Source organism: Rhodococcus sp. ZPP, from assembly GCF_017656075.1.
GTDB classification, from domain to species: Bacteria; Actinomycetota; Actinomycetes; order Mycobacteriales; family Mycobacteriaceae; genus Rhodococcus_F; species Rhodococcus_F oxybenzonivorans.
Window position 1 is genome coordinate 6,719,663 of the sequence record NZ_CP058638.1, and the last position, 22,807, is coordinate 6,742,469.

The 22,807-nt window shown below is 66.9% G+C and carries 17 protein-coding genes; 11 read left to right on the forward strand and 6 right to left on the reverse strand.

Going from position 1 to position 22,807, the window contains the following annotated elements; genetic code table 11:
* Positions 1–140 precede the first annotated feature (140 nt).
* Positions 141–2,945 carry an aconitate hydratase AcnA gene (gene acnA / locus HYG77_RS31010; RefSeq protein ID WP_109330191.1) on the reverse strand — a complete coding sequence of 935 codons (2,805 nt, stop codon included), beginning with the start codon at positions 2,943–2,945 and terminating at the stop codon, positions 141–143.
* 304 nt (positions 2,946–3,249) lie between these two features.
* On the opposite strand from acnA, the gene HYG77_RS31015 reads away from it, so the two are divergent.
* From HYG77_RS31015 to HYG77_RS31050, 8 genes are all read left to right on the forward strand, one after another.
* The gene (locus tag HYG77_RS31015) at positions 3,250–3,855 is read left to right on the forward strand and encodes a DUF6676 family protein (RefSeq protein ID WP_230989854.1); all 606 of its coding nucleotides are present in this window, start codon (positions 3,250–3,252) and stop codon (positions 3,853–3,855) included.
* A gap of 409 nt (positions 3,856–4,264) precedes the next feature.
* On the forward strand, positions 4,265–5,785 hold the full coding sequence (locus tag HYG77_RS31020) for an NlpC/P60 family protein (RefSeq protein ID WP_244461397.1): 1,521 nt from the start codon (positions 4,265–4,267) through the stop codon (positions 5,783–5,785).
* 129 nt (positions 5,786–5,914) lie between these two features.
* Positions 5,915–7,159: a MoxR family ATPase gene (locus HYG77_RS31025; RefSeq protein ID WP_109335125.1), complete on the forward strand. Its 1,245-nt coding sequence runs from the start codon at positions 5,915–5,917 to the stop codon at positions 7,157–7,159.
* On the forward strand, positions 7,156–8,130 hold the full coding sequence (locus HYG77_RS31030) for a DUF58 domain-containing protein (RefSeq protein WP_208961501.1): 975 nt from the start codon (positions 7,156–7,158) through the stop codon (positions 8,128–8,130). The genes HYG77_RS31025 and HYG77_RS31030 overlap by 4 nt, the downstream gene beginning before the upstream one ends.
* Positions 8,127–9,107, forward strand: coding sequence for a VWA domain-containing protein (locus HYG77_RS31035; protein WP_109330185.1), 981 nt, complete (start codon positions 8,127–8,129; stop codon positions 9,105–9,107). Before HYG77_RS31030 ends, HYG77_RS31035 begins: the two co-directional genes overlap by 4 nt.
* A gap of 57 nt (positions 9,108–9,164) precedes the next feature.
* On the forward strand, positions 9,165–9,914 hold the full coding sequence (gene fabG1 / locus HYG77_RS31040; protein WP_109330183.1) for a 3-oxoacyl-ACP reductase FabG1: 750 nt from the start codon (positions 9,165–9,167) through the stop codon (positions 9,912–9,914).
* Positions 9,915–9,959: 45 nt separating this feature from the next.
* Entirely contained in the window at positions 9,960–10,757 is a 798-nt protein-coding gene (inhA, locus tag HYG77_RS31045) for an NADH-dependent enoyl-ACP reductase InhA (protein WP_109330181.1), read from the forward strand.
* A 48-nt stretch (positions 10,758–10,805) separates the two neighbouring features.
* Positions 10,806–11,891, forward strand: coding sequence for a ferrochelatase (locus tag HYG77_RS31050; RefSeq protein ID WP_208961502.1), 1,086 nt, complete (start codon positions 10,806–10,808; stop codon positions 11,889–11,891).
* Here the strand turns inward: HYG77_RS31050 and HYG77_RS31055 are convergent.
* Positions 11,857–12,666 (reverse strand): hypothetical protein, encoded by an 810-nt coding sequence (locus HYG77_RS31055; RefSeq protein ID WP_208961503.1) that lies wholly within the window; start codon positions 12,664–12,666, stop codon positions 11,857–11,859. The two genes, HYG77_RS31050 and HYG77_RS31055, sit on opposite strands and share 35 nt — an antisense overlap.
* 67 nt (positions 12,667–12,733) lie before the next feature.
* On the opposite strand from HYG77_RS31055, the gene HYG77_RS31060 reads away from it, so the two are divergent.
* The 3 genes from HYG77_RS31060 to HYG77_RS31070 are packed head-to-tail and all read left to right on the forward strand — an operon-like array spanning position 12,734 to position 15,207.
* Positions 12,734–13,573 (forward strand): DUF3097 domain-containing protein, encoded by an 840-nt coding sequence (locus HYG77_RS31060; RefSeq protein WP_109335124.1) that lies wholly within the window; start codon positions 12,734–12,736, stop codon positions 13,571–13,573.
* A gap of 8 nt (positions 13,574–13,581) precedes the next feature.
* Complete coding sequence (locus tag HYG77_RS31065; RefSeq protein WP_109330175.1) at positions 13,582–14,013, forward strand: NfeD family protein; 432 nt, start codon at positions 13,582–13,584, stop codon at positions 14,011–14,013.
* Positions 14,014–15,207: an SPFH domain-containing protein gene (locus HYG77_RS31070; protein ID WP_208961504.1), complete on the forward strand. Its 1,194-nt coding sequence runs from the start codon at positions 14,014–14,016 to the stop codon at positions 15,205–15,207.
* Here HYG77_RS31070 and HYG77_RS31075 read toward each other — a convergent pair.
* From HYG77_RS31075 to HYG77_RS31090, 4 genes are read right to left on the reverse strand one after another with little or no spacing between them, the layout of a single operon-like run.
* Positions 15,116–17,386, reverse strand: coding sequence for an MMPL family transporter (locus tag HYG77_RS31075; protein ID WP_208961505.1), 2,271 nt, complete (start codon positions 17,384–17,386; stop codon positions 15,116–15,118). The genes HYG77_RS31070 and HYG77_RS31075 overlap by 92 nt on opposite strands.
* Positions 17,380–18,153, reverse strand: coding sequence for an alpha/beta fold hydrolase (locus tag HYG77_RS31080; protein ID WP_208961506.1), 774 nt, complete (start codon positions 18,151–18,153; stop codon positions 17,380–17,382). Before HYG77_RS31080 ends, HYG77_RS31075 begins: the two co-directional genes overlap by 7 nt.
* 4 nt (positions 18,154–18,157) lie before the next feature.
* The gene (locus HYG77_RS31085; protein WP_208961507.1) at positions 18,158–22,513 is read right to left on the reverse strand and encodes a type I polyketide synthase; all 4,356 of its coding nucleotides are present in this window, start codon (positions 22,511–22,513) and stop codon (positions 18,158–18,160) included.
* A complete protein-coding gene (locus HYG77_RS31090; protein WP_109330165.1) occupies positions 22,510–22,794 on the reverse strand; it encodes an acyl carrier protein in 285 nt (94 codons plus the stop codon). Before HYG77_RS31090 ends, HYG77_RS31085 begins: the two co-directional genes overlap by 4 nt.
* Positions 22,795–22,807 lie beyond the last annotated feature (13 nt).

Consider the following 22,807-nt stretch of genomic DNA (forward strand, 5'->3'; position numbering starts at 1 on the left):
GCCGTGAGCGCGGTAACTCACGTCGTGCGCAAAGCGCTCACGACCACTCCGTCGGCGAGACGGTCGACTATCGGTGGTCGTGAGCGCTTTGTGCCTGTCTGGGCCGAAAGTGCTCACAGGCGCGGAGCGCCTAGTGCGACTCAGCTCTTGATCATGTTGCGGAGCACGTACTGCAGGATGCCGCCGTTGCGGTAGTAGTCGGCCTCACCGGGGGTGTCGATACGAACGACAGCGTCGAAGACGACCTTTTCGCCGTTCTCACGGGTTGCCGTGACCTTGACGGTCTTCGGCGTGACACCCTCGTTGAGCTTCTCGACGCCTTCGATGTCGAAGACCTCGGTGCCGTTCAGCTTCAGCGACGCGGCGGACTCGCCGGCCGGGAACTGCAGCGGAACGACGCCCATGCCGATGAGGTTGGAGCGGTGGATGCGCTCGAACGACTCGGTGATGACGGCCTTGACGCCGAGGAGGCTGGTGCCCTTGGCCGCCCAGTCACGGGACGATCCGGAACCATACTCCTTGCCGCCCAGGACGACGAGTGGGATACCCGCGGCCTGGTAGTTCTGCGACGCGTCGTAGATGAAGGCCTGGGGTCCACCGTCCTGGGTGAAGTCGCGGGTGTAGCCACCAGAGACGTCGTCGAGGAGCTGGTTGCGCAGACGGATGTTCGCGAACGTTCCGCGGATCATGACCTCGTGGTTGCCGCGACGCGAGCCGTAGGAGTTGTAGTCCTTACGGTCGATGCCGTTCGCGTCGAGGTACTGCGACGCCGGCGTTCCCGCCTTGATGTTTCCGGCAGGGGAGATGTGGTCCGTGGTGACCGAGTCGCCCAGGAACGCTAGGACGCGGGCGCCCTTGATGTCGCTGACCGGGGTGGGCTCCTTCGGCATTCCGTCGAAGTACGGTGGCTTCCGCACGTAGGTGGAATCCTCAGCCCACTCGAAGGTCTTGCCCTCGGGGGTGGGCAGACCACGCCAGCGCTCGTCACCCTTGAAGACGTCGGCGTAACCCTTGACGTACATCTCCTGGCTGATCGAAGAGTTGATCGTCTCCTGGATCTCCTGAGGGGAGGGCCAGATGTCCTTCAGGAACACGTCGTTGCCGTCGGTGTCCTGACCGAGGGCGTCGTGCTCGAAGTCGAAGTCCATGGTGCCTGCCAGCGCGTAGGCGATGACCAGCGGGGGAGACGCGAGGTAGTTCATCTTCACGTCGGGGGAGATGCGTCCCTCGAAGTTGCGGTTACCGGACAGCACCGCGGTGGCGGTGAGGTCGTTGTCCTGGATCGCCTGCGAGATCTGCTCGTCGAGCGGTCCGGAGTTACCGATGCAGGTGGCGCAGCCGTAACCGACCAGGAAGAAGCCGAGCTTCTCGAGGTACGGCCACAGGCCCGACTTGTTGTAGTAGTCGGTGACGACCTGCGAACCGGGGGCCATGGACGTCTTGACCCATGGCTTGGCGGACAGCCCCTTCTCGACGGCGTTGCGGGCGAGCAGTGCCGCACCGAGCATGACCGACGGGTTGGAGGTGTTGGTGCACGAGGTGATCGAGGCGATCACGACGGCGCCGTGGTCGAGGACGAATTCGCCCTTCTCCTCGGAGACGACCTTGATCGGCTTGCTCGGGCGTCCCTCGGACCCGTTGGCTGCGGATTGCACGTCGACGGCACCGTCGTCGGCAAACGACAGGGCGGCGGGGTCGCTCGCGGGGAACGACTCCTCGACGGCCTCGTCGAGCTGCGAGTGGCCCGTGGGGTAGTTCTCTTCCACGTAGTTGTGGATGTCCTTGCGGAACGCAGTCTTCGACTCCGACAGCAGGATCCGGTCCTGCGGGCGCTTCGGGCCGGCGATGGACGGGACCACGTCACCGAGGTCGAGTTCGATGTACTCGGAGTACTCGGGCTCACGGTCGGCGTCGTGCCACAGGCCCTGTTCCTTGGCGTAGGCCTCGACGAGCGCGAGCTGCTCGTCGGTGCGGCCGGTGAGACGGAGGTAGCTGACGGTCTCGGCGTCGATCGGGAAGATCGCGGCGGTGGAACCGAACTCGGGGCTCATGTTGCCCAGAGTTGCGCGGTTGGCGAGGGGAACCTCGGCCACACCCTTGCCGTAGAACTCGACGAACTTGCCGACGACGCCGTGCTTGCGCAGCATGTCGGTGACAGTGAGGACCACGTCGGTGGCGGTGACGCCCGGCTTGATCTCACCGGTCAGCTTGAAGCCGACGACGCGCGGGATCAGCATCGACACGGGCTGGCCCAGCATGGCAGCCTCGGCCTCGATGCCGCCGACGCCCCAGCCCAGCACGCCCAGGCCGTTGACCATGGTGGTGTGCGAGTCGGTGCCGACGCAGGTGTCGGGGTACGCCTGGCCGTTCCGGACCATGACGGTGCGTGCCAGGTGCTCGATGTTGACCTGGTGGACGATGCCCGTTCCCGGGGGGACGACCTTGAAGTCGTCGAATGCGCCCTGACCCCAGCGCAGGAACTGGTAGCGCTCACCGTTGCGCTGGTATTCGATGTCGACGTTGCGCTCGAAGGCGTCGGCGCGGCCTGCGACGTCGATGATGACCGAGTGGTCGATGACCATCTCGGCGGGCGCGAGGGGGTTCACCTTGTCGGGGTCGCCGCCGAGTGCGGTGACCGCTTCGCGCATGGTGGCGAGGTCCACGATGCAGGGAACGCCGGTGAAGTCCTGCATGATCACGCGGGCAGGCGTGAACTGGATCTCGACGTTCGGCTCAGCCGACGGGTCCCAGCTCGCGATGGCGCGGATGTGGTCGGCGGTGATGTTCGCGCCGTCTTCGGTACGAAGCAGGTTCTCGGCGAGAACCTTCAGTGCATAGGGAAGTTTTTCGGTACCGGGCACGGCCGAGAGGCGGAAGATCTCGTAGGAGTTCTCACCGACCTCGAGGGTGCCTTTGGCGCCGAACGAATCAATACTCGTGCTCACGTCAGCTCCACTCGTCTATGAGGGTCGCCGCCGACGGGGCTGTGTCGACGGCTGGAGGCACTGCGGGCAGGCTGATCCGGGCGCGCTGTGGTGCTAGCGATGAACGGACTCGGCTGATACCGCGGTGCCTCCGATAGTCTAACAGTACGCTTGTCCTGTGAGAATTCGGGGCGGGAAACTCCCGTCACCTCCCGATCTCAGCAGACACCGCCGAGCCGTGCAGCCGGATGGAACGAAACATCGCCCTGTCCTCACGTAGTGTTCACGCGAGGCTCCACGTTCCTACAGCAAACCCGGATGAGAGATGTCTGCCCCAGTCGCCACCGTGCTTCCCTCCAGTGCCGCATTTCCCGCCCCGACGGCTCTGCCGTTGTCGACGGATCTTCCGGAAGACCTCGATGTGGCGGCCGTGGTCACCGATGTGTCCGATGACGGTGTCTCGGCGCCGGCCGACGAAGTGAGCGACCTCGTCGCTGTCGTCGATCGTGCCGCCGATCACGGCATCGAGCTGAGCATCGTGGTTCTGGACGAGGATCCGGAACGCGTCTCGCAACTACGCGACCTCGCGACCGAGGTCGGTCAGGAAGAAGGCGGCACCGTTCTCGTTCTGAGTCCTAGCTGGGTCGGAACGTACAGCGACTCGATCAGCCGGGTCTTGCTCGAATCAGGCCAGGACCGCACCTATACCAGCGATTCGGTGGTGGCGGCGGATCAGTTCGTGGACGAGATCGTCGCGCCCGGACCCCCGTGGGCGCTGATGACGGCATTGATCGTGGCCGTTGTCGCTGTCGCCGCGGCAGCGACGTTCTATGCGAAGTCACGCCGGCGCGCCTCCCCGGACGCCGCGCCGGGGGACGGAAGTGGCGCCGCCGCGTCGACGTCCGCACCTGTCGAGCATCCGAAACCGTGACCGACGCATAGATTCACCTGTTCCCGGCGGCGCATTCGATCCGCTGCGGCCTCGATCGTCTCTGCCTGCACCGATGGCCGACAGCGGTCCCCGATCGTGTTCTTCCCACATTTCCGCTGGTCAAATTACCCATGTGTTATTTGTGACTAAAGTTTCCATAGAGTCCGCAAGTGTCGTACGGTGCATTTGGCGCTCTTGGGGAAGAAGTGTCGCAGGCGGTGCATTGACGTCATTGGTGACGGCAATTTTTGTGTCGATCGGTGTCGTCCGAGTCACGGAAACGATGTGGCTTGCCGGATCTCCTTCCCCCCAACGAGCACGGCGCGGCGCGCCACTTCGCGTGAAGCGCGGTTGCGTGGTCGGTGCAGAACCGAGGGAGAGAGTTGTGAAGCGACAAGCACGAGGTGGACTGGGGCACCGTGGCTTCTCCCGCAGGCGACATCGAGCTGTACGCCTCATCATCGGGCTGGGCATCGTCGCGGCGCTGGTGGGAAGCACTCCGGGCTTGGCGGCCGCGGTTCCCCCTCCGCCGCCCAATCCGTCCGATTCCGACCTCGCTCAGGCCGGCGCCCGAGTAGCCGCGGGCGTCGGGCAGGTGAGCGATCTCATCAATCGGGTGGCTTCTGCCGACCAGCAACTCGCCCAGCTCGACAACGAGGTGGCGATCAAACGGGAAGACGTCAATCGCGCTCTGGTGGATCTACAGAACGCGCGCGGTGCCGCCGACCTTGCGGCGCGGGTCGTCGGGGCGTCACAGCAGGCACTGCGCGACGCGGGCGCGCAGATCGAACTCGCCCAGAAGGACTTCGACAAGTACGCCCGGTCGAGCTACACCCAGGGCACCAACGTCTCGTCGATCTCGACCTATCTCGGAGCGAAGGGACCCGGCGACGTACTGGACCGAGCACAGGTGTTGAAGCTTCTGGCAGCGAGCCAGAACGCCGTACTCGAAGGACTGCAGAGGGCGCGGACGGAGCAGGCGAACAGGGACTCCTCGGCCCGCGAGGCGAAGCAGCAGGCGGATGTCGCAGCCGAGCAGGCCGAGGCGAAGAAGTCACTTGCCGAGCAGGCCATCGCCATCGCCCGGGCGGCCTTGCAAGATCAGGCAGCCAAGAAGGCGCAGATCGAAAGCGAACGAGCATCCGCACAGGCCCAGTTGGAAGCGGCTCGCGGCAGCGTCGCAGGACTGCAAGGCCAGCGTGAGGCCTACGCGGCGTGGGACGAGCAGCGGCGGGCCGAGGAAGCTCAGAGGGCAGCTGTCGCCGCGGCGGCCCGTGAGGCGGCCGCGCAGGCCGCCGCCCGGGTGGCGGCCAACGAAGCGGCGCGCGAACGCGCAGCGGCCCTCGCCGCCGGTCAGCGGGCGCATACCGCCATCGAGGAGGACTCGACCGAGGAGGGCGAGGACTACTCCGCCGACGACGAGACGTCGACTGGCGAGTACGACGAAGAGACCACGACTGACGAGTCCGACAGCGAGTCCTCGAACAGTGGCTCCGGCCTTACCGGCAGCGCCGCGATCGAGACGGTGATCGACCGGGGGCTTTCCCAGATCGGTGTCGAGTACGCGTGGGGGGGCGGCGACGAGAACGGGCCCACCAAAGGCATTCGCGACGGGGGTGTCGCCGACAGTTACGGCGATTTCAACAAGGTGGGTTTCGACTGCTCGGGTCTGATGATCTATGCATTCGCGGGCATCGGGATTTCATTGCCGCACTACACGGGTTACCAGTACACGGCCGGTGAACAGGTGCCCTCGGAGGAGATGCAGCGCGGCGACATGATCTTCTACGGCCCCAACGCCAGTCAGCACGTCGCCCTGTACCTCGGTGACAACGAAATGCTCGAGGCTCCGCAGTCCGGATCCACCGTCCGGATTTCGCCCGTGCGGTGGGATGGCATGACCCCCTACGCTGTGCGTATGGTCTCGTAAGCCATGGTGTCGACGAAGTAGTTCGCAGTGCGGATCGTGCTTGGTTGCGGCGGGGGTTGCTTGCACCTGGAATAGTTGAGCAAGTACGTGAACGGGCGGAACGATCTAGGTGAAAGCGGTGGATTCTTGGTGACCTCACGTGATGATGCGGTATCGGAGGGCGCAGCCCGGAAGGAGACGCTCGCGAAAGCGTCGCCGGACGGAGTAAAGAATGGTGGCACGGCCAATGGGTCGGGCCCTCAGACCGCTCCCAGCGCGGCGAGTGCATCCGTGCAGAACGCCGCCCCGAAGACTGCGGCAAACGCCGTCGCGCCCAGCCTCGCCGCGGACGTTCAGACGTTGGAACGCGCGATCTACGAGGTCAAGCGGGTGATCGTGGGTCAGGACCGGTTGGTGGAGCGGATCCTCGTCGGTCTGCTCGCCAAGGGGCACGTGCTCCTCGAAGGTGTGCCGGGAGTCGCGAAGACGCTCGCCGTCGAGACGTTCGCGAAGGTGGTCGGCGGTTCCTTCTCGCGCGTCCAGTTCACGCCCGATCTCGTGCCCACCGACCTCATCGGTACGCGCATCTACCGGCAGGGCCGGGAGGAGTTCGACACCGAACTCGGTCCGGTCGTCGCCAATTTCGTACTCGCCGACGAGATCAACCGGGCGCCCGCGAAGGTGCAGTCGGCCCTTCTCGAGGTCATGGCGGAGCGGCACGTCTCGATCGGTGGCAAGCGGTACCACATGCCGGACCCATTCCTGGTGATGGCCACCCAGAACCCGATCGAGAACGAGGGTGTCTATCCGCTGCCGGAGGCGCAGCGCGACCGGTTCCTCTTCAAGATTCTCGTCGACTACCCCTCGGTGGAGGAGGAGCGCGAAATCGTCTACCGCATGGGTGTCGCGGCGCCGGAGCCGCAACAGGTCCTCGATCCCGAGGAATTGGTCCGTCTGCAGAAGGTGGCCAGTGGTGTGTTCGTGCATCATGCGCTCGTCGACTACGTCGTCCGGGTGATCGCGGCCACCCGTACCCCGGCACAGTTCGGCCTCGCCGATGTCGACGGCTGGATCGCGTATGGAGCGTCGCCGCGTGCCACTCTCGGCATCATCTCGTCGGCGCGCGCACTGGCACTTCTGCGGGGGCGTGACTACGTCGTGCCGCAGGACGTTTTGGAGGTCATTCCGGACGTGCTGCGTCACCGCCTCGTTCTGTCCTACGACGCCCTGGCGGACGAGGTGTCCCCGGACGACGTCATCTCACGGGTTCTGCAGACCGTAGGGCTCCCGCAGATCGCCGCTCAGCCCACTGCGCAGGTCGCTCCGGCCGGGCATCCCGGACCCGGTCCGGTTGCGTCGGTGCCCGGACCGACGGCAATGAGCCAGCCACGGTGAGTGCGCGTACTGCGGGTGCGCAGAGCGCCGGTCCACCGCCGTCCTTTCGTTCCGGCGAGCTGCGTGACCCGAAACTGTCCGCCGCGCTGCGAACCTTGGAGCTCACCGTTCGTCGACGCCTCGACGGGGTGCTGCACGGGGATCATCTCGGTCTGATTCCCGGCCCGGGCTCCGAACCGGGTGATGCCCGCGAATACCAGCCCGGCGACGACGTCCGCCAGATGGACTGGTCGGTCACCGCGCGGACCACGCATCCGCATGTTCGCCAGTCGGTGGCCGACCGGGAACTCGAGACGTGGATGGTGATCGACCTATCCTCGAGCCTCGACTTCGGCACGGCCGGGTGCGAGAAACGGGACCTCGTCGTGGCAGCTGCGGCGGCTGTCACCCACTTGACCAGTGGTGGGGGCAACCGGGTCGGTGCCATCGTGGCCACCGGTGCGCAGACCACCCGCATTCCTGCACGCGGTGGCCGCATTCACGCCCAGGCCATGCTGCGGCAGATCGCGACCACCCCGCACGCCCCGGATGGTGTCCGGGGCGACTTGCAGAGCGCGGTGGAGTCGCTGCGCCGGCCTCAGCGGCGCCGGGGCCTCGCCGTCGTCATCAGCGACTTTCTGGGGCCGATCGACTGGGAACGGTCACTGCGGGCAATCTCGGGCCGCCATGACGTCCTCGGCGTGGAGGTGCTCGATCCGAGAGATCTGGAACTACCCGACATAGGGGATGTAGTGCTGCACGATCCGGAGTCCGGACGGACCCGCGAATTCTCGATCACACCGCAGCTCCGCGCCGATTTCGCGCGGGCTGCGGAAGGACATCGCCTGCAGGTGCAGCAATCGTTGCGACGTTGCGGCGCACCGGTGCTCAGTCTGCGGACGGACCGGGACTGGATCGCGGACGTCGTCCGGTTCGTCTCGGCGCGTAAGCACAGTTTCGGAACCGCGACGACGCAGAGGGCTCGCCGGTGAGCCTTTCTCAATTCACCTCGCCGTGGTGGCTGCTCTTCCTCCTCGTCGTGGCTGCGTTGGTGGCCGGGTATGTGTGGGTGCAGCGGCAACGGCACAAGCACACCCTGCGGTTCACGAACTTTGCCTTGCTCGAGAAGGTGGCTCCGTCCAGACCCGGCCGCATTCGCCACATTCCGGCGTTGCTGATGGTGCTGGCGCTGGTGTTCTTCAGCGTCGCGCTCGCCGGACCCACCGAGGACAAGCGGGTTCCGCGTAACCGGGCCACCGTGATTCTCGTCATCGACGTCTCGCTCTCGATGAAGGCAACCGATGTGGAACCGACCCGGTTGGCCGCGGCCCAGGATGCGGCGAAGTCGTTCGCCGACGGCCTGACCCCGGGCATCAACCTGGGTCTCGTTGCCTTCGCGGGTACGGCGTCGGTGCTCGTCTCGCCGACGACCAATCGGGAAGCGACGAAGGTTGCCATCGACAATCTGCAGTTGAGTGAGCGCACCGCGACGGGGGAGGCGATCTTCACGTCGCTGCAGTCGATCGAGACGTTGGCAGCGGTGCTCGGCGGCAGCGATCAGGCCCCGCCGGCCCGCATCGTGCTGCTGTCGGACGGTAAGCAGACGGTGCCCGAGAATCCGGACGATCCCCGCGGCGGTTTCACTGCGGCACGCCAGGCCAAGGAGAAGGACGTGCCGATTTCGACCATCTCCTTCGGGACGAGCTACGGCAAGGTCGAGATCGAGGACGAGCGGATTCCGGTGCCGGTCGACGACCCCTCTTTGCGGGAGATCGCTTCCCTGTCCGGCGGAAGCTTCTTCACCGCGTCCAGCCTCGAGGAGTTGCGTGACGTCTACGACACCCTCGAGGAACAGATCGGATTCGAGACCACCCGTGGCGATGCCAGCCGGCCCTGGCTGGTGCTCGGGGTCCTGTCGGCGACCGCCGGGCTGATCCTTGCACTTGTTCTGCGTCAACGCCTGCCCTGACGTTCCATTCGGACCGGCGTTTTCTTCCAGCGATTTCGAACAGATAGGTTGTTCTCCATGTCTAACCCAGAATCTACTGACTCGTCGGTAAGGACGGTGTCCTCTCCTCGCTCGGTGCTGGTCACCGGCGGTAACCGCGGGATCGGTCTCGCCGTCGCGCAGCGTCTCGCGGCGGACGGCCACAAGGTCGCCGTCACGCACCGCGGTTCGGGTGCGCCCGACGGGCTCTTCGCCGTTCAGTGCGATGTCACCGACGCCGAGTCGATCGATCGCGCCTTCAAGGAAGTGGAGGAGCATCAGGGTCCGGTAGAGGTACTGGTCGCGAACGCGGGGATCACCGACGACACCCTCATCATGCGGATGTCGGAGGAGCAGTTCACGAGTGTCGTGGATGCCAACCTCACCGGTGCGTTCCGGGTTGCCAAGCGGGCTACCCGGTCGATGCTGCGGGCGCGGTGGGGCCGTTTCGTGTTCCTGGGTTCCGTCGTCGGTCTCGCGGGCGGACCCGGCCAGGTGAACTATGCGGCCTCGAAGGCCGGTGTGGTCGGCATCGCGCGGTCCCTCACCCGCGAGTTGGGTTCTCGATCGATCACCGCGAACGTGGTCGCCCCGGGGTTCATCGACACCGACATGACGGCAGCGATGGAGGACAAGTACCGGGACATGGCCGTGCAGGCCATCCCGCTGCAGCGCGTCGGCCAGCCGGAGGACGTGGCCGCGGTGGTCAGCTTCCTGGCATCCGACGATTCGGCCTACGTGTCCGGAGCGGTCATCCCCGTCGACGGCGGCCTGGGCATGGGTCACTGACCCACCCACTTCACTTCCCGGACTTTTCCTACAGGAGGACACCTCATGGGCGGATTGCTCGAAGGTAAGACCATTCTCGTCACCGGCATCATCACCGACGCGTCCATCGCCTTCCACGTGGCGAAGGTGGCGCAGGAGCAGGGCGCGAAGGTGATCATCACCGGGTTCGACCGTCTCCGGTTGATCGACCGCATCGCGCAGCGCCTGCCGCAGCCGGTGCCGCCGGCCGTCGAACTGAACGTGCAGGACCCCGCTCACCTCGAGTCGCTCGCCGACCGGGTTCGCGAACTCGCCCCGGAGGGCATCGACGGTGTGGTGCACTCCATCGCCTTTGCGCCGCGGTCCTGCCTGGGCAGCCCGTTCTTCGATGCACCGTGGTCGGACGTCGGGGTCGCTTTCGAGGTGTCCGCCTACTCGTACGCGTCGGTGGCCAAGGCGCTGCTTCCTGTGCTGAACGACGGCGCGTCGATCGTCGGCATGGATTTCGACCCGGCGCGGGCCGTGCCGTTCTACAACTGGATGGGTGTGGCGAAGGCGACGCTCGAGTCGGTCAACCGCTATGTGGCCAAGGAGGTGGGCGAGCGCGGAATTCGCTCCAACCTGGTCGCCGCAGGACCGATCAAGACGCTCGCCGCCAAGGCGATCGCCGGCACCGCCACCGGACCGGCCGAAGAGATGAACAAGCTGAACACCGCCTGGTCCGAGCGGGCGCCGATCGGCTGGAACGTCGACGATCCGGAGCCGGTCGCGAAGACCGTGTGCACTGTCCTGTCCGACTGGCTGCCCGGCACCACGGCGTCGATCATCTACGTCGACGGCGGCGCCCACGCGATGGCCGGATAGCAGGACCCGCAGTAAGGGTCACCGACGGCAGCGCGCAGGATTGGCACCATGGTCCAGAAACGGGAAACAGAGTTCGATGCCCTTCTCGTGTTGTCGTTCGGCGGTCCCGAAAAGCCTGAGGACGTGCGCCCCTTCCTCGAGAATGTGACCCGGGGAAGGGGAGTGCCGCCGGAGCGGCTCGACGCGGTGGCCGAGCACTACCTTCACTTCGGCGGTGTGTCGCCGATCAACGCGCTCAATCGCGACATCATCGCCCGGGTCGAGGCGGCGCTGCCCGAAGCCGGTGTCGATCTGACCGTCTATTTCGGGAACCGCAACTGGCATCCGATGGTCGAGGACACGGTGGCGCAGATGGCCGCGGACGGTGTCCGGTCGGCATTGGTGTTTCCCACGTCGGCGTGGGGCGGGTATTCGGGTTGCCGTCAGTATCACGAGGACATCGCACGGGCGCGCGCCGCCTTCGGGGACGCGGCACCTCACTTGGTGAAACTGCGCCAGTACTACGACCATCCCCTCCTGATCGACGCGTTCGCCGACGCGGTGCGGGAGGTGAGCACGCAGCTTCCGGCCGAAACCCGCGCCGCCGCCCGTCTGGTCTTCACGGCGCATTCGGTACCTGCCGCCGCGGATGCCAACGCCGGCCCTCCCGACGAGGGCGGCAATCTGTACAGCAGGCAGGTGGCCGAGGCGGCACGGCTGATCGCGCACGCCGCCGGCTTCGGTGACTTCGACCTGGTGTGGCAGTCCCGGTCCGGCCCACCCCAGGTGCCGTGGCTCGAGCCGGATATCTGTGATCACCTCGAGGCTCTGGCAGCCCGGGGAGTGCGTTCGGTCATCAATTGCCCCGTGGGTTTCGTGTCGGACCATCTCGAGGTCGTGTGGGACCTCGACACCGAGGCCCGCGAGAAGGCGGCCGACGTGGGTATCGACTTCGTGCGCGCGGCCACTCCGGGTACGGATCCTCGTTTCGCCGAACTCGTGCTGGAGCTGCTGGGCGAGCACCTCGACGGTAGACCGGCCCGGCGTCTCGGTACCGAACCGCTCCTCGGTTCCACTTCCGACGGCAGGTCCTGTGCTGTCGACTGCTGCAAGGCCGTGGTCAGGCCGGCCGGGCGTCCCGCGCACACGCATTGATTGCGGCGGTGCGGGCCGAACGCACGGCGGAACGCAGTGGACGAAGCAGGTCCTCGAGGGAGGCTGCGGCCGATGCGGTGACGGTTCGGGCCGGCGCCATCTGCTCGGCGACGGTGAGGATGGCCGCCACCTGATCCGCGGAGTCCAGGATTCGGAGGGCGCGCGCCGGGATGGTGGCCGGGTACCGGTGCAACGCCGACTCGGCCAACGCATCCGCGATGAGGGCGCGCGGGTCGGCGCCGAAGCCGGAATCGAGCATGTGCAGGGTTTCGAGCGCTGCCGCGGCGTCGCGCACCGTTTCCCGCATGGTGAACTCGGCCTCCCCGAGACCCGTGTGATGAGCGTCGACGGGGAGCTGTTCGAGGCAGGAGACAGTCCAGCGCAGCACGTCGGGTCCTTCCACCTGGGGTACCAGACCCGTTCCGAAACGGCCCTGAGGCCCGATGAGGATGCCTTCGCCGGCACTGACCGCTGCGGCCGCGAAGGTGGTTCCTGCGGGGATGCCGCGCACGTCGCCCGGGCCGGGTAGAACGAGCCGGATCTCGGTGTCCGGCTCGGAGACGGCGCGGCGGATCGTCTGCAACAACGCCGCGGCACCCCGGTCCTGCGGGTCGGGCCAGGGCAGGCCGGTGCGGCCGGCCGTCACATGGTCACCCGCGCAGACCAGATGCATCGGCGCCCACGCATGCAGTGCGTCGATGACGTCGTCGGGTGCACTGTTACCGGCGAGCCAGGAACTGGCCCACACGGTGAGAGTGGCGCTGGGTGAAGTCACGATAAACGAGCATATGTCGGCGTGGCGGGGTGTGTGTAACGGCACCTCTGGCATAGCGTCAGCGCCCGTGAGCGGAGGCGACAGATACGGCGACATCTTTTCCGGACACCCGCGGACCAGGAAGCCGGTGACGCCCACGGTGCCCGCCGAACGTGATCTGGTGGTCGAGGACGCGGGCACCGGGTTCTGCGGGGCGGTGGTGGGGTTCGAGCGAACCTACGACGGCGACTTCGTCCGGCTCGAGGATGGAGCGCGGCGTACCAGGTTGTTCGCGATGCGGGAAGCCGCGTTCCTGATCGACGGGAAACCGGTCACGTTGGTGCGCCCCGCGGCGAAGCCGGCCGGGCCCGCGCGAACGAGGTCGGCGTCGGGATCGACCAAAGTCGAAGGGCTGCGGGCCCGCACCGCGCTGGCCAGCCGGATCTGGGTGGAGGGTGTCCACGACGCGGCACTCGTCGAGCGGGTGTGGGGCCACGACCTGCGCGTCGAGGGTGTCGTCGTCGAGCATCTCGAGGGCTTGGACAATCTCGCGGAACGACTGGCAGAGTTCCGGCCCGGGCCCGGCCGGCGCGTCGGCGTTCTGGTCGACCATCTGGTGACCGGGTCGAAGGAGACACAGCTGACGACGGGACTCGGCCCGAATGTGCTGGTGACGGGGCATCCCTTCATCGACGTGTGGGAGGCGGTGCGTCCCAGCGCGGTCGGGATCGAGGCATGGCCGAAGATCCCGCGCGGTGAGGACTGGAAGACCGGGGTCTGCCGGGAGTTGGGCTGGGGCACGCCGCGCGACGGCTGGCGTCGGGTCTATTCGGCGGTCGACAGTTTCCGTGACCTCGAAGCCCCGCTGATCGGGGCGGTCGAACAGCTGGTCGACTTCGTCACCGCCTCACACCCGGGTTCTGGTTAGATGGTGTTGTGGCTGCATTGATTTGGCTGGTGGCGGGTGTCCTGCTCGCTGCAGCGGAAGCATTGACGGGGGACTTCTTCCTCCTCATGCTGGCCGGCGGTGCTCTCGCCACGGCCGGGGTCACCGCAGTCACCGACTTCCCCGTGTGGGTCGATGCGGTGTTGTTCGGCGTTCTGTCTCTCGTGCTGATCCTCGGAGTGCGGCCGGTGTTGTTGCGTAGGTTCGCGACCCCGCCGTCGACGCCGATGGGGATCGAGGCGCTCACCGGTAGACAGGCGCTGGTTCTCGAGGAAGTCGCGGAGCACGCGGGACAGATCAAGCTCGGCGGTGACGTGTGGACTGCGCGTCCGCTCGACAGCACCGAGGTATATCCACCGGGAACGACCGTGACGGTGATGCAAATAGACGGCGCTACCGCCGTCGTGTGGAGGGGACCGTAGATGGCAGCACTCATCGTGTTGGTCGTGCTCGTATTGTTCGTCGCCCTGGTGGTGGCGAAATCGGTGGCTCTGGTGCCGCAGGCCGAGGCCGCAGTGATCGAGCGGCTCGGCCGGTATTCGAGGACGGTGTCGGGACAGTTGACGTTCCTCATCCCGTTCGCGGACCGCGTCCGGGCAAAGGTGGATCTGCGCGAGCGCGTGGTGTCGTTTCCGCCGCAGCCGGTGATCACCCAGGACAACCTGACGCTGTCCATCGACACGGTGGTGTACTTCCAGGTCACCAATCCGCAGGCCGCGGTGTACGAGATCAGCAACTACATCGTCGGTGTCGAACAGCTGACCACCACCACGCTCCGCAACGTCGTCGGTGGCATGACTCTGGAAGAGACGCTGACGTCACGCGACTCGATCAACGGGCAGCTACGGGGTGTGCTCGACGAGGCCACCGGCCGGTGGGGGCTTCGGGTCGCCCGAGTCGAGCTCAAGAGTATCGATCCGCCACCCTCGATTCAGGAGTCGATGGAGAAGCAGATGAAGGCGGACCGCGAGAAGCGGGCCACCATTCTGACGGCCGAGGGACACCGCGAGTCGGCCATCAAGACCGCCGAGGGCGACAAGCAGTCCCGCATCCTCGCCGCGGAGGGCGCCAAGCAGGCGTCGATTCTCACCGCTGAGGGGGAGCGGCAGTCCCGGATCTTGCGCGCCCAGGGTGAACGGGCGGCCAAATACCTTCAGGCGCAGGGTCAGGCGAAGGCCATCGAGAAGGTGTTCGCCGCGATCAAGGCGGGGAAACCGACCCCCGAGCTGCTTGCGTACCAGTATCTGCAGACGCTGCCGCAGATGGCGCAGGGCGACGCGAACAAGGTGTGGTTGGTGCCCAGCGACTTCGGTGACGCGCTCAAGGGATTCGCGAAGACCCTCGGAGCTCAGGGCCAGGACGGCGTGTTCCGGTACGAGCCGTCCGCGGCGGACGAGGATCTACCGAAGCCGGAGGACGACTCCGACGAGGTCGCCGAGTGGTTCGAAACCAAGTCCGACCCGGCCATTGCCCAGGCGGTGCGCGCCGCAGAGGTGGAGGCGCGTCAGCCCGTCGACGGTCCGCTCACGAAGATTGGTGGGGCCGAGGAACATTCGCTCGGGTCGAGTGCGGCGCCGGGACAGCTTCCGCCGCCGGTGCCGCCGCAGGATCGGTGACCTCGGGCGGACCGGACCCCGGGGTGTCGCTCAGCCCGATGCGGGCATGCACCCACCGCAGCGGGCGCGGCGCCCACCAGTTCAGGTCGCCGGCGATCTGCATGAACGCCGGTACCAGGACACCGCGGATCAGTGTGGCATCCACGATGATGGCGAGCGCGGTGCCGATCCCGAACATCTGCATGAACGACAGACCGGTGGAGAACGACAGCAGCGTCACGGTGAGCAGTGCCGCCGCGCTGCTGACGATGCGCCCGACACGGCCGAGTCCCTCGACGGTCGCCTCGGTGGTATTCGCGCCGGCGTCGTGGGCTTCCTTGATGCGGCTGAGTAGGAAGATTTCGTAGTCCACGGACAGCGCGAAGGCGATGCAGCACAACAACACCACCATGCCGATGTTCAATGGGGCGGGTGTCGCGCCGGTGAGCCAGGCGAGGTGGCCGTCCTGGAACACCCATACCATCGCACCGACGACGGCCGACAGTGTGAATACGTTGAGCACCAACGCCTTCAGCGGCAGGATGACGCTGCCGGTGAACAAGAACAGCAGCACGAAAGTCGCGACCGCCATCAGACCGATGGCCAGGGGTAGCCGGTCCATGATGGCGGTGCGACTGTCGATGAGCGTGGCGGTGGGTCCGCCTACCGCAAGGTCGTCTCCGGTTACCGCGGGCAGCTCTCTGATCGCGCGGACCAAGTCCTGCGCGGCGTCCGACTGTGCGCCGACCGAGGGCTGCACGAGCAGGAAACCGGCCTCTCCCGCCGCGAACCGAGCGCTCGCAGGTCCCGGGCCGAGGACGAGATTCCCCTCCTCGTAGCGGCCGAATACGCCGTCGACCCGGGCGACGTCGGTCATGGTGGAGATCTCCCGGGCGAGTGGCTCGAGCGCCCTTCCGTCCTGTGGGGTTGTCACCGTCACGGCGTCGGCGCCGCCGGCGGAATAGTTCTCTCGGATGTCGACGGTGACCTGGCGGGCCGCCGACCCGCTGGGCAGGGCGCGCTCGTCCGGTGTCGCATACTGCGCGTGGAGGAACGGGATTCCCAGCACCAGCAGGAGTGCGACGACGGGAAGCGCTGTTCGCACCGGTCTACGGGTGACGGCAGCCGCGGTGCGCCGCCAGAACAGCGAGTCGGATGCCGGTGTCTTCTTTCGTCGGAGCACCGTCAGCCGGTCTACCCGGGTTCCGAGCACAGCGAGCAGCGCGGGTAACACCACGACGGCGCCCAGCGCCGCAACGGCGACCACCGCCATCGCGGCCAGACCGACCGATCGCAGGAAGTAGGTGGGGAACACCAGCATTCCGGTCATCGCGACCATGACTGTCGCGGCGCTGAAGACGATCGTGCGCCCGGCGGTCGTCACTGTGTCGACGACCGCTTCCTGCGGATCGCTGCCGGCGGCTCGTTCTTCACGAAACCGAGAGACCAGGAGCAATCCGAAGTCGATCGCCAGGCCCAGCCCGAACGCGGTGGCCACGGTGAGCGCGTACACCGAGACGTCGGTGATCTGGGCGAGGCCGAAGAGCACCACCATCGTCACGAGGATCGAGATGACCCCCAGCGTCAACGGCAGGAGCGCGGCCACCACGCTGCCGAACGCCACCACGAGGAGGACGAGTGTTGCCGGAACGGCGATCGATTCGGCCAGGAGGAGATCGTCGGCGACCTGCTGCTCGATGGCGTCGGCGAGGCCCAGCTTGCCGCCGGCCACCACCTCGATCGAGGGGTCGTCGGAGGGCAATGCCTCGACGAGCGTGTGGGTGCGCCGCGCCGCCTGCTCCGGGTTGCCCCCGACGTGCAGCAGCAACAGAGCCGAGCGTCCGTCGTTGCTGCGGAGCTCAGGGGAATTCGCCACCCAGTAGGAGGCCACTTCGGTGATGTCCGGTTCCGATGTGATCGACCGTCGCACTTGTTGTGCGGCTGCGGCGACGTCCGGGGTGTTCACGTCGCCGCTGCGCGCCGTGACCTGGAGCACCAGATTCGGACTCGCGGTGCCGAACTCCGCCTCGAGGAATTGCTCCGCTTGCGCGGACTCTGAGCCCGGGTCGTCGAAGCCGCCCACTTTCAGGTGCTCGGACACCCCCGCCCCGAAGATTGCGGACAGTACGAGCAGGGCCACCGCGACTGTCAGGACGCGGCGCGGGAAGGACACGATGAGGGTGGCGAGGCGCCTCAGCACGACGTTACCGCTTCGTCACGGCCGGTCACCGGGGCGTAGCGCCGCAGCAACGGCCGCAGCAGACGGAACAGCTGTTCGGGGGACTGCGTGAGGTAGAAGTGGTCGCCCGCGAGAATCTGTACCTCGCACGGTTGTGTGGTGTGACGGTTCCAGGCGTGCAGGTCGTGTTCGTTGACGAGCGGATCGGCGTCCGCCCCGAAGAGATGCATCGGGCATTCGAGCGGCGGGTCACCGGGGTCGACGTAGTTGCAACAGACGCGCAGATCGTCGCGCACCACCGGAAGCCAGTGCCGCACCCAATCGGGCCAGTCCAGGAACTCGGCCGGCACACCACCCACATCGCGGAGGAACTGGATCAAGATGGTGTCGTCCAGGCTGTCGACCGGCGGGAACGGTGCGGGAAGGTGCGGCGCCCCGTACCCCGACAGCAGCAGGGCCCTGGGCAGGAGACGATGCCGGGATCGACGCCGGCAGGCCAGCCGATAGGCCACGAGCGCGCCCAGGCTGTGTCCGAAGAAGAGATGCGGAACCGTCAGGGCGTCGTCGAGTTCGGACTCCAGGTCGGTGAGGAGTGACTCGAGGTCGACGAATCGAGTTTCTCCGGCGCGGCCCTCCCGGCCGGGCAGCTGCACGGGCCACACCGAGGCGTAGGGATGGAGTGCACGATGCCAGGGGCGGTACATCGACGACCCGCCACCGGCGTGATGGAAGCAGAACAGGCGTAGTGCCGCATCGGCCCCCGGCTGGTCGAGATAGCGGCTGCGCATGGCACTAGTCGCCGTCCCGGAGTGCAGCGAGTTCTTCGGCCAGAGTCTTCACCGTGTAGCGGATCTGGTCCTCGGAGTGGCACGAGGTGACGAAAAATCTCAGCCGCGCCAAATCCTCGGGTACGGCGGGATAGAGAATAGGGTTCACGTTGATTCCGCGCTCCAGCAGCCTGTTCGACAACTTCAGCGTTTTCAGCGAGTCACCGACGATGCAGGGAATGACAGGCGTGTCCCGCGTGTCACCGGTATCGATGCCAGCCTCGGTGGCCAGTGAGAGGAACAGCTGCGCATTGTGTCGCAGAAGGTCGAGTACCTCCGGCTGGGCGCGCATCTGACGAATCGCGGCCAGCGACGCCGCGGCATTCATGGGTGTCATGCCGACGCTGTAGACGAAGCCGGGGGTGGTGTACTTGAGGAACTGGATCAGCTCGGAACTCCCGGCGACGTATCCGCCGCAGCCGGCCAGGGCTTTCGACATGGTGCCGGACCACAACTCGACATCACCGCGGTCGACGCCGAAATGTTCGCCGATACCGCCGCCGGTTGCCCCGAGCACCCCGATGCTGTGCGCCTCGTCGATCATCATCAGCGCCTGATGCTTCTTCTTCACTGCGATCATGGCCGGAAGGTCGGGGATATCGCCGTCCTGGCTGTACACGCCCTCGATGAGGATGAGGACCCGCCGGTACTGCGGCCGGATCGCGGTGAGCAGGGTGTCGAGCGCGTCGTGATCGTTGTGGGGGAACGGGCGGCGGGTGGCGCCGGACAGTGTGCAGCCCTGCAGGATGCTGTCGTGCGCCAGGCTGTCGTGAATGACGAGGTCACCTTCACCGACGAGGTGCCCGATCACGGTCACGTTGGTGGCGTGCCCACTGACCAGGACGATGGCGTCCTCGGTGCCGAGTAGTGCGGCGAGTTCGGTCTCGAGCTCGCGGTGGACCGGCTTGTCGCCGGAGAGCAGCCGGCTGGCCGAGCACGAACTGCCGTAGCGGGCGACGGCGTCCTGTACGGCGGCGACCACGGCGGGATGGCCGGACATACCGAGGTAGTTGTAGCTCGAGAAGTTGAGAACTTCGTTCCCGCCGATGATCGAGGTGTCGCGGGTGACCCCGTCGTTGACCAGGAAGTAGGGGTTGGTGACGCCGAACCCTTCGGTCATGGTTAGGCGCTCGGAAAGTGTCTTGACCTCAGGGAAGTCGGAGATGCGGTACTCGGGCCGGACTATGCGGGGGGCGGTTGCGGGGCCCGCCGACGCCACCGCAGGTTCGGGGGTCGGGGCAGCGGCCGGCGACGTTGCGGGTTGCAGTTGCGTGCTCACGTGGTCGATCAGGTCGCCGAGGGTCGTCGACGACGAGAACCACTCGGGGTCGATGACGAGTTCCGGGAAGGTTCGTCTCAGCCCGCTGAAGAGGTCGGCGACCATGATCGAGTCGAATCCGAGGTCGCCGACGATGGTGTGTGCGGTCCGCAACGACCCGGCCGGGAACCCGCTGACACGCGCCGCCTCGCCGCGGATTCCCTCGGCAATCTCTCCGGAAACGCGTTCGCGGGTGGCGGTGTCGGCGTGGGGTGTCGTCGATGCGGGCGCGGAGATGTCGGCGCCGGTATGGGCGACGGCGGCGAGGACGGCGGCCTGCTCCCGGAACAGTGCAATCAGGTGCTCCATGGTGGAGTCCTCTGCTTTCGGTGCGTCGGTGGACGGCGTGGTGGGCGGTTGAGCGTCGGCCGCCTCGGTCGCTGTGGTCACCCCGACAGTGGTGGAAACCGACGTCCAGAAGCGGGCGGTGGTTGCGAAGGAGTAGCCGGGCAGTCGTCGGCGCACACGCGCGCCCGGTTCGTAGAGCGCATCCCAGTTCGGGTCGACACCGTCCCGGTACAGGGCAGCGACGGTGTCGGTGAGCTCGTGACCGGTGGCCGCCGGGCCGGGGCACGGTAGGAGGTACTTCGCGGCGAGGTCGGGATGAGCACGGGTGAGAATCGGAGCCAGGACCCGTGCGGGTCCCACCTCGATCAGATGCGTCGGTTCGGACGCCACCGCGGCGGCTGCCGCGTCCGCGAACTGCACGGTCGCCTCGATGTGGTCGGTCCAATACGTGGCATCCATCGGCTCGTCCACGTCGAGTAGCCGTCCGTGCACGGTGGAGAAGATCGGGATGGTCGGTGGCCGGTAGGTGCAGCCGACCGCGACCTCGGCGAAGGCGTCCGACACGGGCCTCATCAGCGGCGAGTGGAACGCGTGGGAGACGGCGAGAGGCCGGACCGCGAAACGCCTCCCGGCCAGAGACTTTCGGATCGCCTCGAGTGCGCCCGCCGACCCGGAAAGCACCACGTCCCGTGGCCCGTTCACCGCTGCCAGCGCGACCGACGATTCATCGGCGAGGAGATCGGCGACCTCCTCCCGGGCGGCGCGCACGGCCAGCATCGCACCACCCTCGGGCAACTGCTGCATGAGCCGCCCCCGGGCGGCGATGAGGCGGCACGCGTCGTCCAGGTCGAAAACGCCGGCCAGCGCCGCGGCCGCGTATTCGCCGACGCTGTGGCCTACCAGCCACGCGGGCTCGATGCCGATCTCGGTGAGCACTCGCGCCAGCGCGTACTCCACGGCGAAGAGGGCGGGCTGCGCGAACTCGGTTCGACGGATGTCGTCGTCACCGGCGTCGAGCAGCAGCGCGCGGACCGATCGGCCCAGATGTGGTGCCATCTGCTCGTCCACGTCCGCCAATGCCAGTCGGTACGCCGCGGACCGCTCGTGCAGCTGACGCGACATTCCCGGGTATTGTGCGCCCTGACCGGTGAAGAGCCAGCCGATGCTCACCGGCCGTGCGGTTCCGGACGACACCTCGAGCAGGCTGGGGTCGGTCGCAAACTTGCGCAGGGCGGACACGGCCTCGTCGCGGTCCTGTACGGGCACCGCAAGGCGGTGGCGTCCGGAGGCTTTCACCCGGTTGGAGGTCCAGCACACCCTGGGCAGTTCGGTAGCGGGGCGGGTGGCGAGATGGTCGGCGAGGACGGCGGCGTTGCGTCGCAGGCCCTCGCTGTTGTTCGACGCCAGGGTGAGTACGCCGCCGCCGACGCCCACCGGGACGGCCTCGTCGGCGGGCGCGGCGGCCAGGAGCAGGTGGGCGTTGGTGCCGCCGAGCCCGAAGCTGCTGACCGCACCGTAGACGTCGCCGTCGGGCAGGCTCATTGGCTCCTTTGCGAGACGGAGCCCGTTGTCGGCCAGTCGAAGTCGAGGGTTCTCGTCCTCCGCGCAGCGGGTGGGCGGTACCACACGGTGGTGCAGAGCCAGCGCTGCTTTGATCACCCCGGCCACCCCGGCCGCACCCTCCGTATGACCGAGGTTGCCCTTGATCGATCCGATCGCGCACGGCTGCGGGCGGGGAACGCCGTGGAGGTGACCGAGTGCCTTGATCTCGATCATGTCGCCCAGCACGGTTCCGGTGCCGTGCGCCTCGACGAACGCGACGCGGTCCGGCGTCACCCCGCCGCGCCGATAGGTTTCGCCGATGACCTGCTGCTGGGCCCACCGGTTGGGTGCGGTGATTCCGTTGCTGCGGCCGTCGTTGTTGACCGCGCTCGCCTTGATCACCGCGTAGATCGGCAACCCCTCGGCCTGCGCGTCCGCGAGGCGGCGCAGCACGAGCACGGCGGCACCTTCACCCCGGCCGATACCGTTCGCCTTGGCGCTGAACGGTTTGCATCGTCCGTCCGGTGCCGACAGCCCGGCCTGGGTGTAGAAGACGTTCAGGGCGGGGGTGAGGGCAATGTTGACGCCGCCGGCGAGCGCTTGGTCGCACTCGCCGGCTCGCAGCGCCGCGCAGGCCAGGTGGACGGCGACCAGGGACGACGAACACGCGGTGTCGACCGCGATACTCGGGCCCTCGAGGTCCAGTTGATACGAGATTCGATTGGCGGTCATGAAGTAGCCGTTGCCACTTCCGAGTTGCGGCGTGATCCGCGAGAGGTCGCTCATCTGCAGATTCCACTCGTTGGCCATCACGCCGACGAATACGCCGGTGTTCGAACCGGCTTGGCCCCGCGGATCCAAAGTGGCGTCCTCGAGGGCACGCCACGCCGTCTGCAGGAGCAGGCGTTGCTGCGGGTCCATCGCCTGGGCCTCGCGGGGGGCGATTCCGAAGAATTCGTGATCGAAAGCGTCTGCGTCGCTGAGGAATCCGCCGCTACAGTTGTTGATCGCACCCGGTCCACCGGCTTCGTTGTAGAAGTCGTTCGGGTGCCATCGGTCTTCGGGGACGTCGACGATTCCGTCGCCGCCGGCCATCAACAGCCTCCAGAGCGCGTCGGCGTCCGTTGCCTGCGGGAATCGGCAGTCGAGGCCGACGATGGCGATGTCGATCATGCGGCCCTCTCGTACCGGTCCTCGACTTCGGTGGCGATGAAGACAGCCATCTCCGCGATGGTGGGGTAGTCGAATACCACAGTGGGGTCCAGTTCGAGTTCCCACTGGTCTTCGATCTCGCCGCACAGGCTCACCGCAGACACCGATTCGATTCCCAGCTCGGCGAGCGGGATGTCGGGGTCGACATTGTGCACCGGCTGCTCTGTATAGAATGCCACCCTTCGGGTGAGCCAGTCGATAGCCGGGGTGAGGTCGCGGGTGGGGTTCACGAAAGCAGGCATGGGGATATTTCCT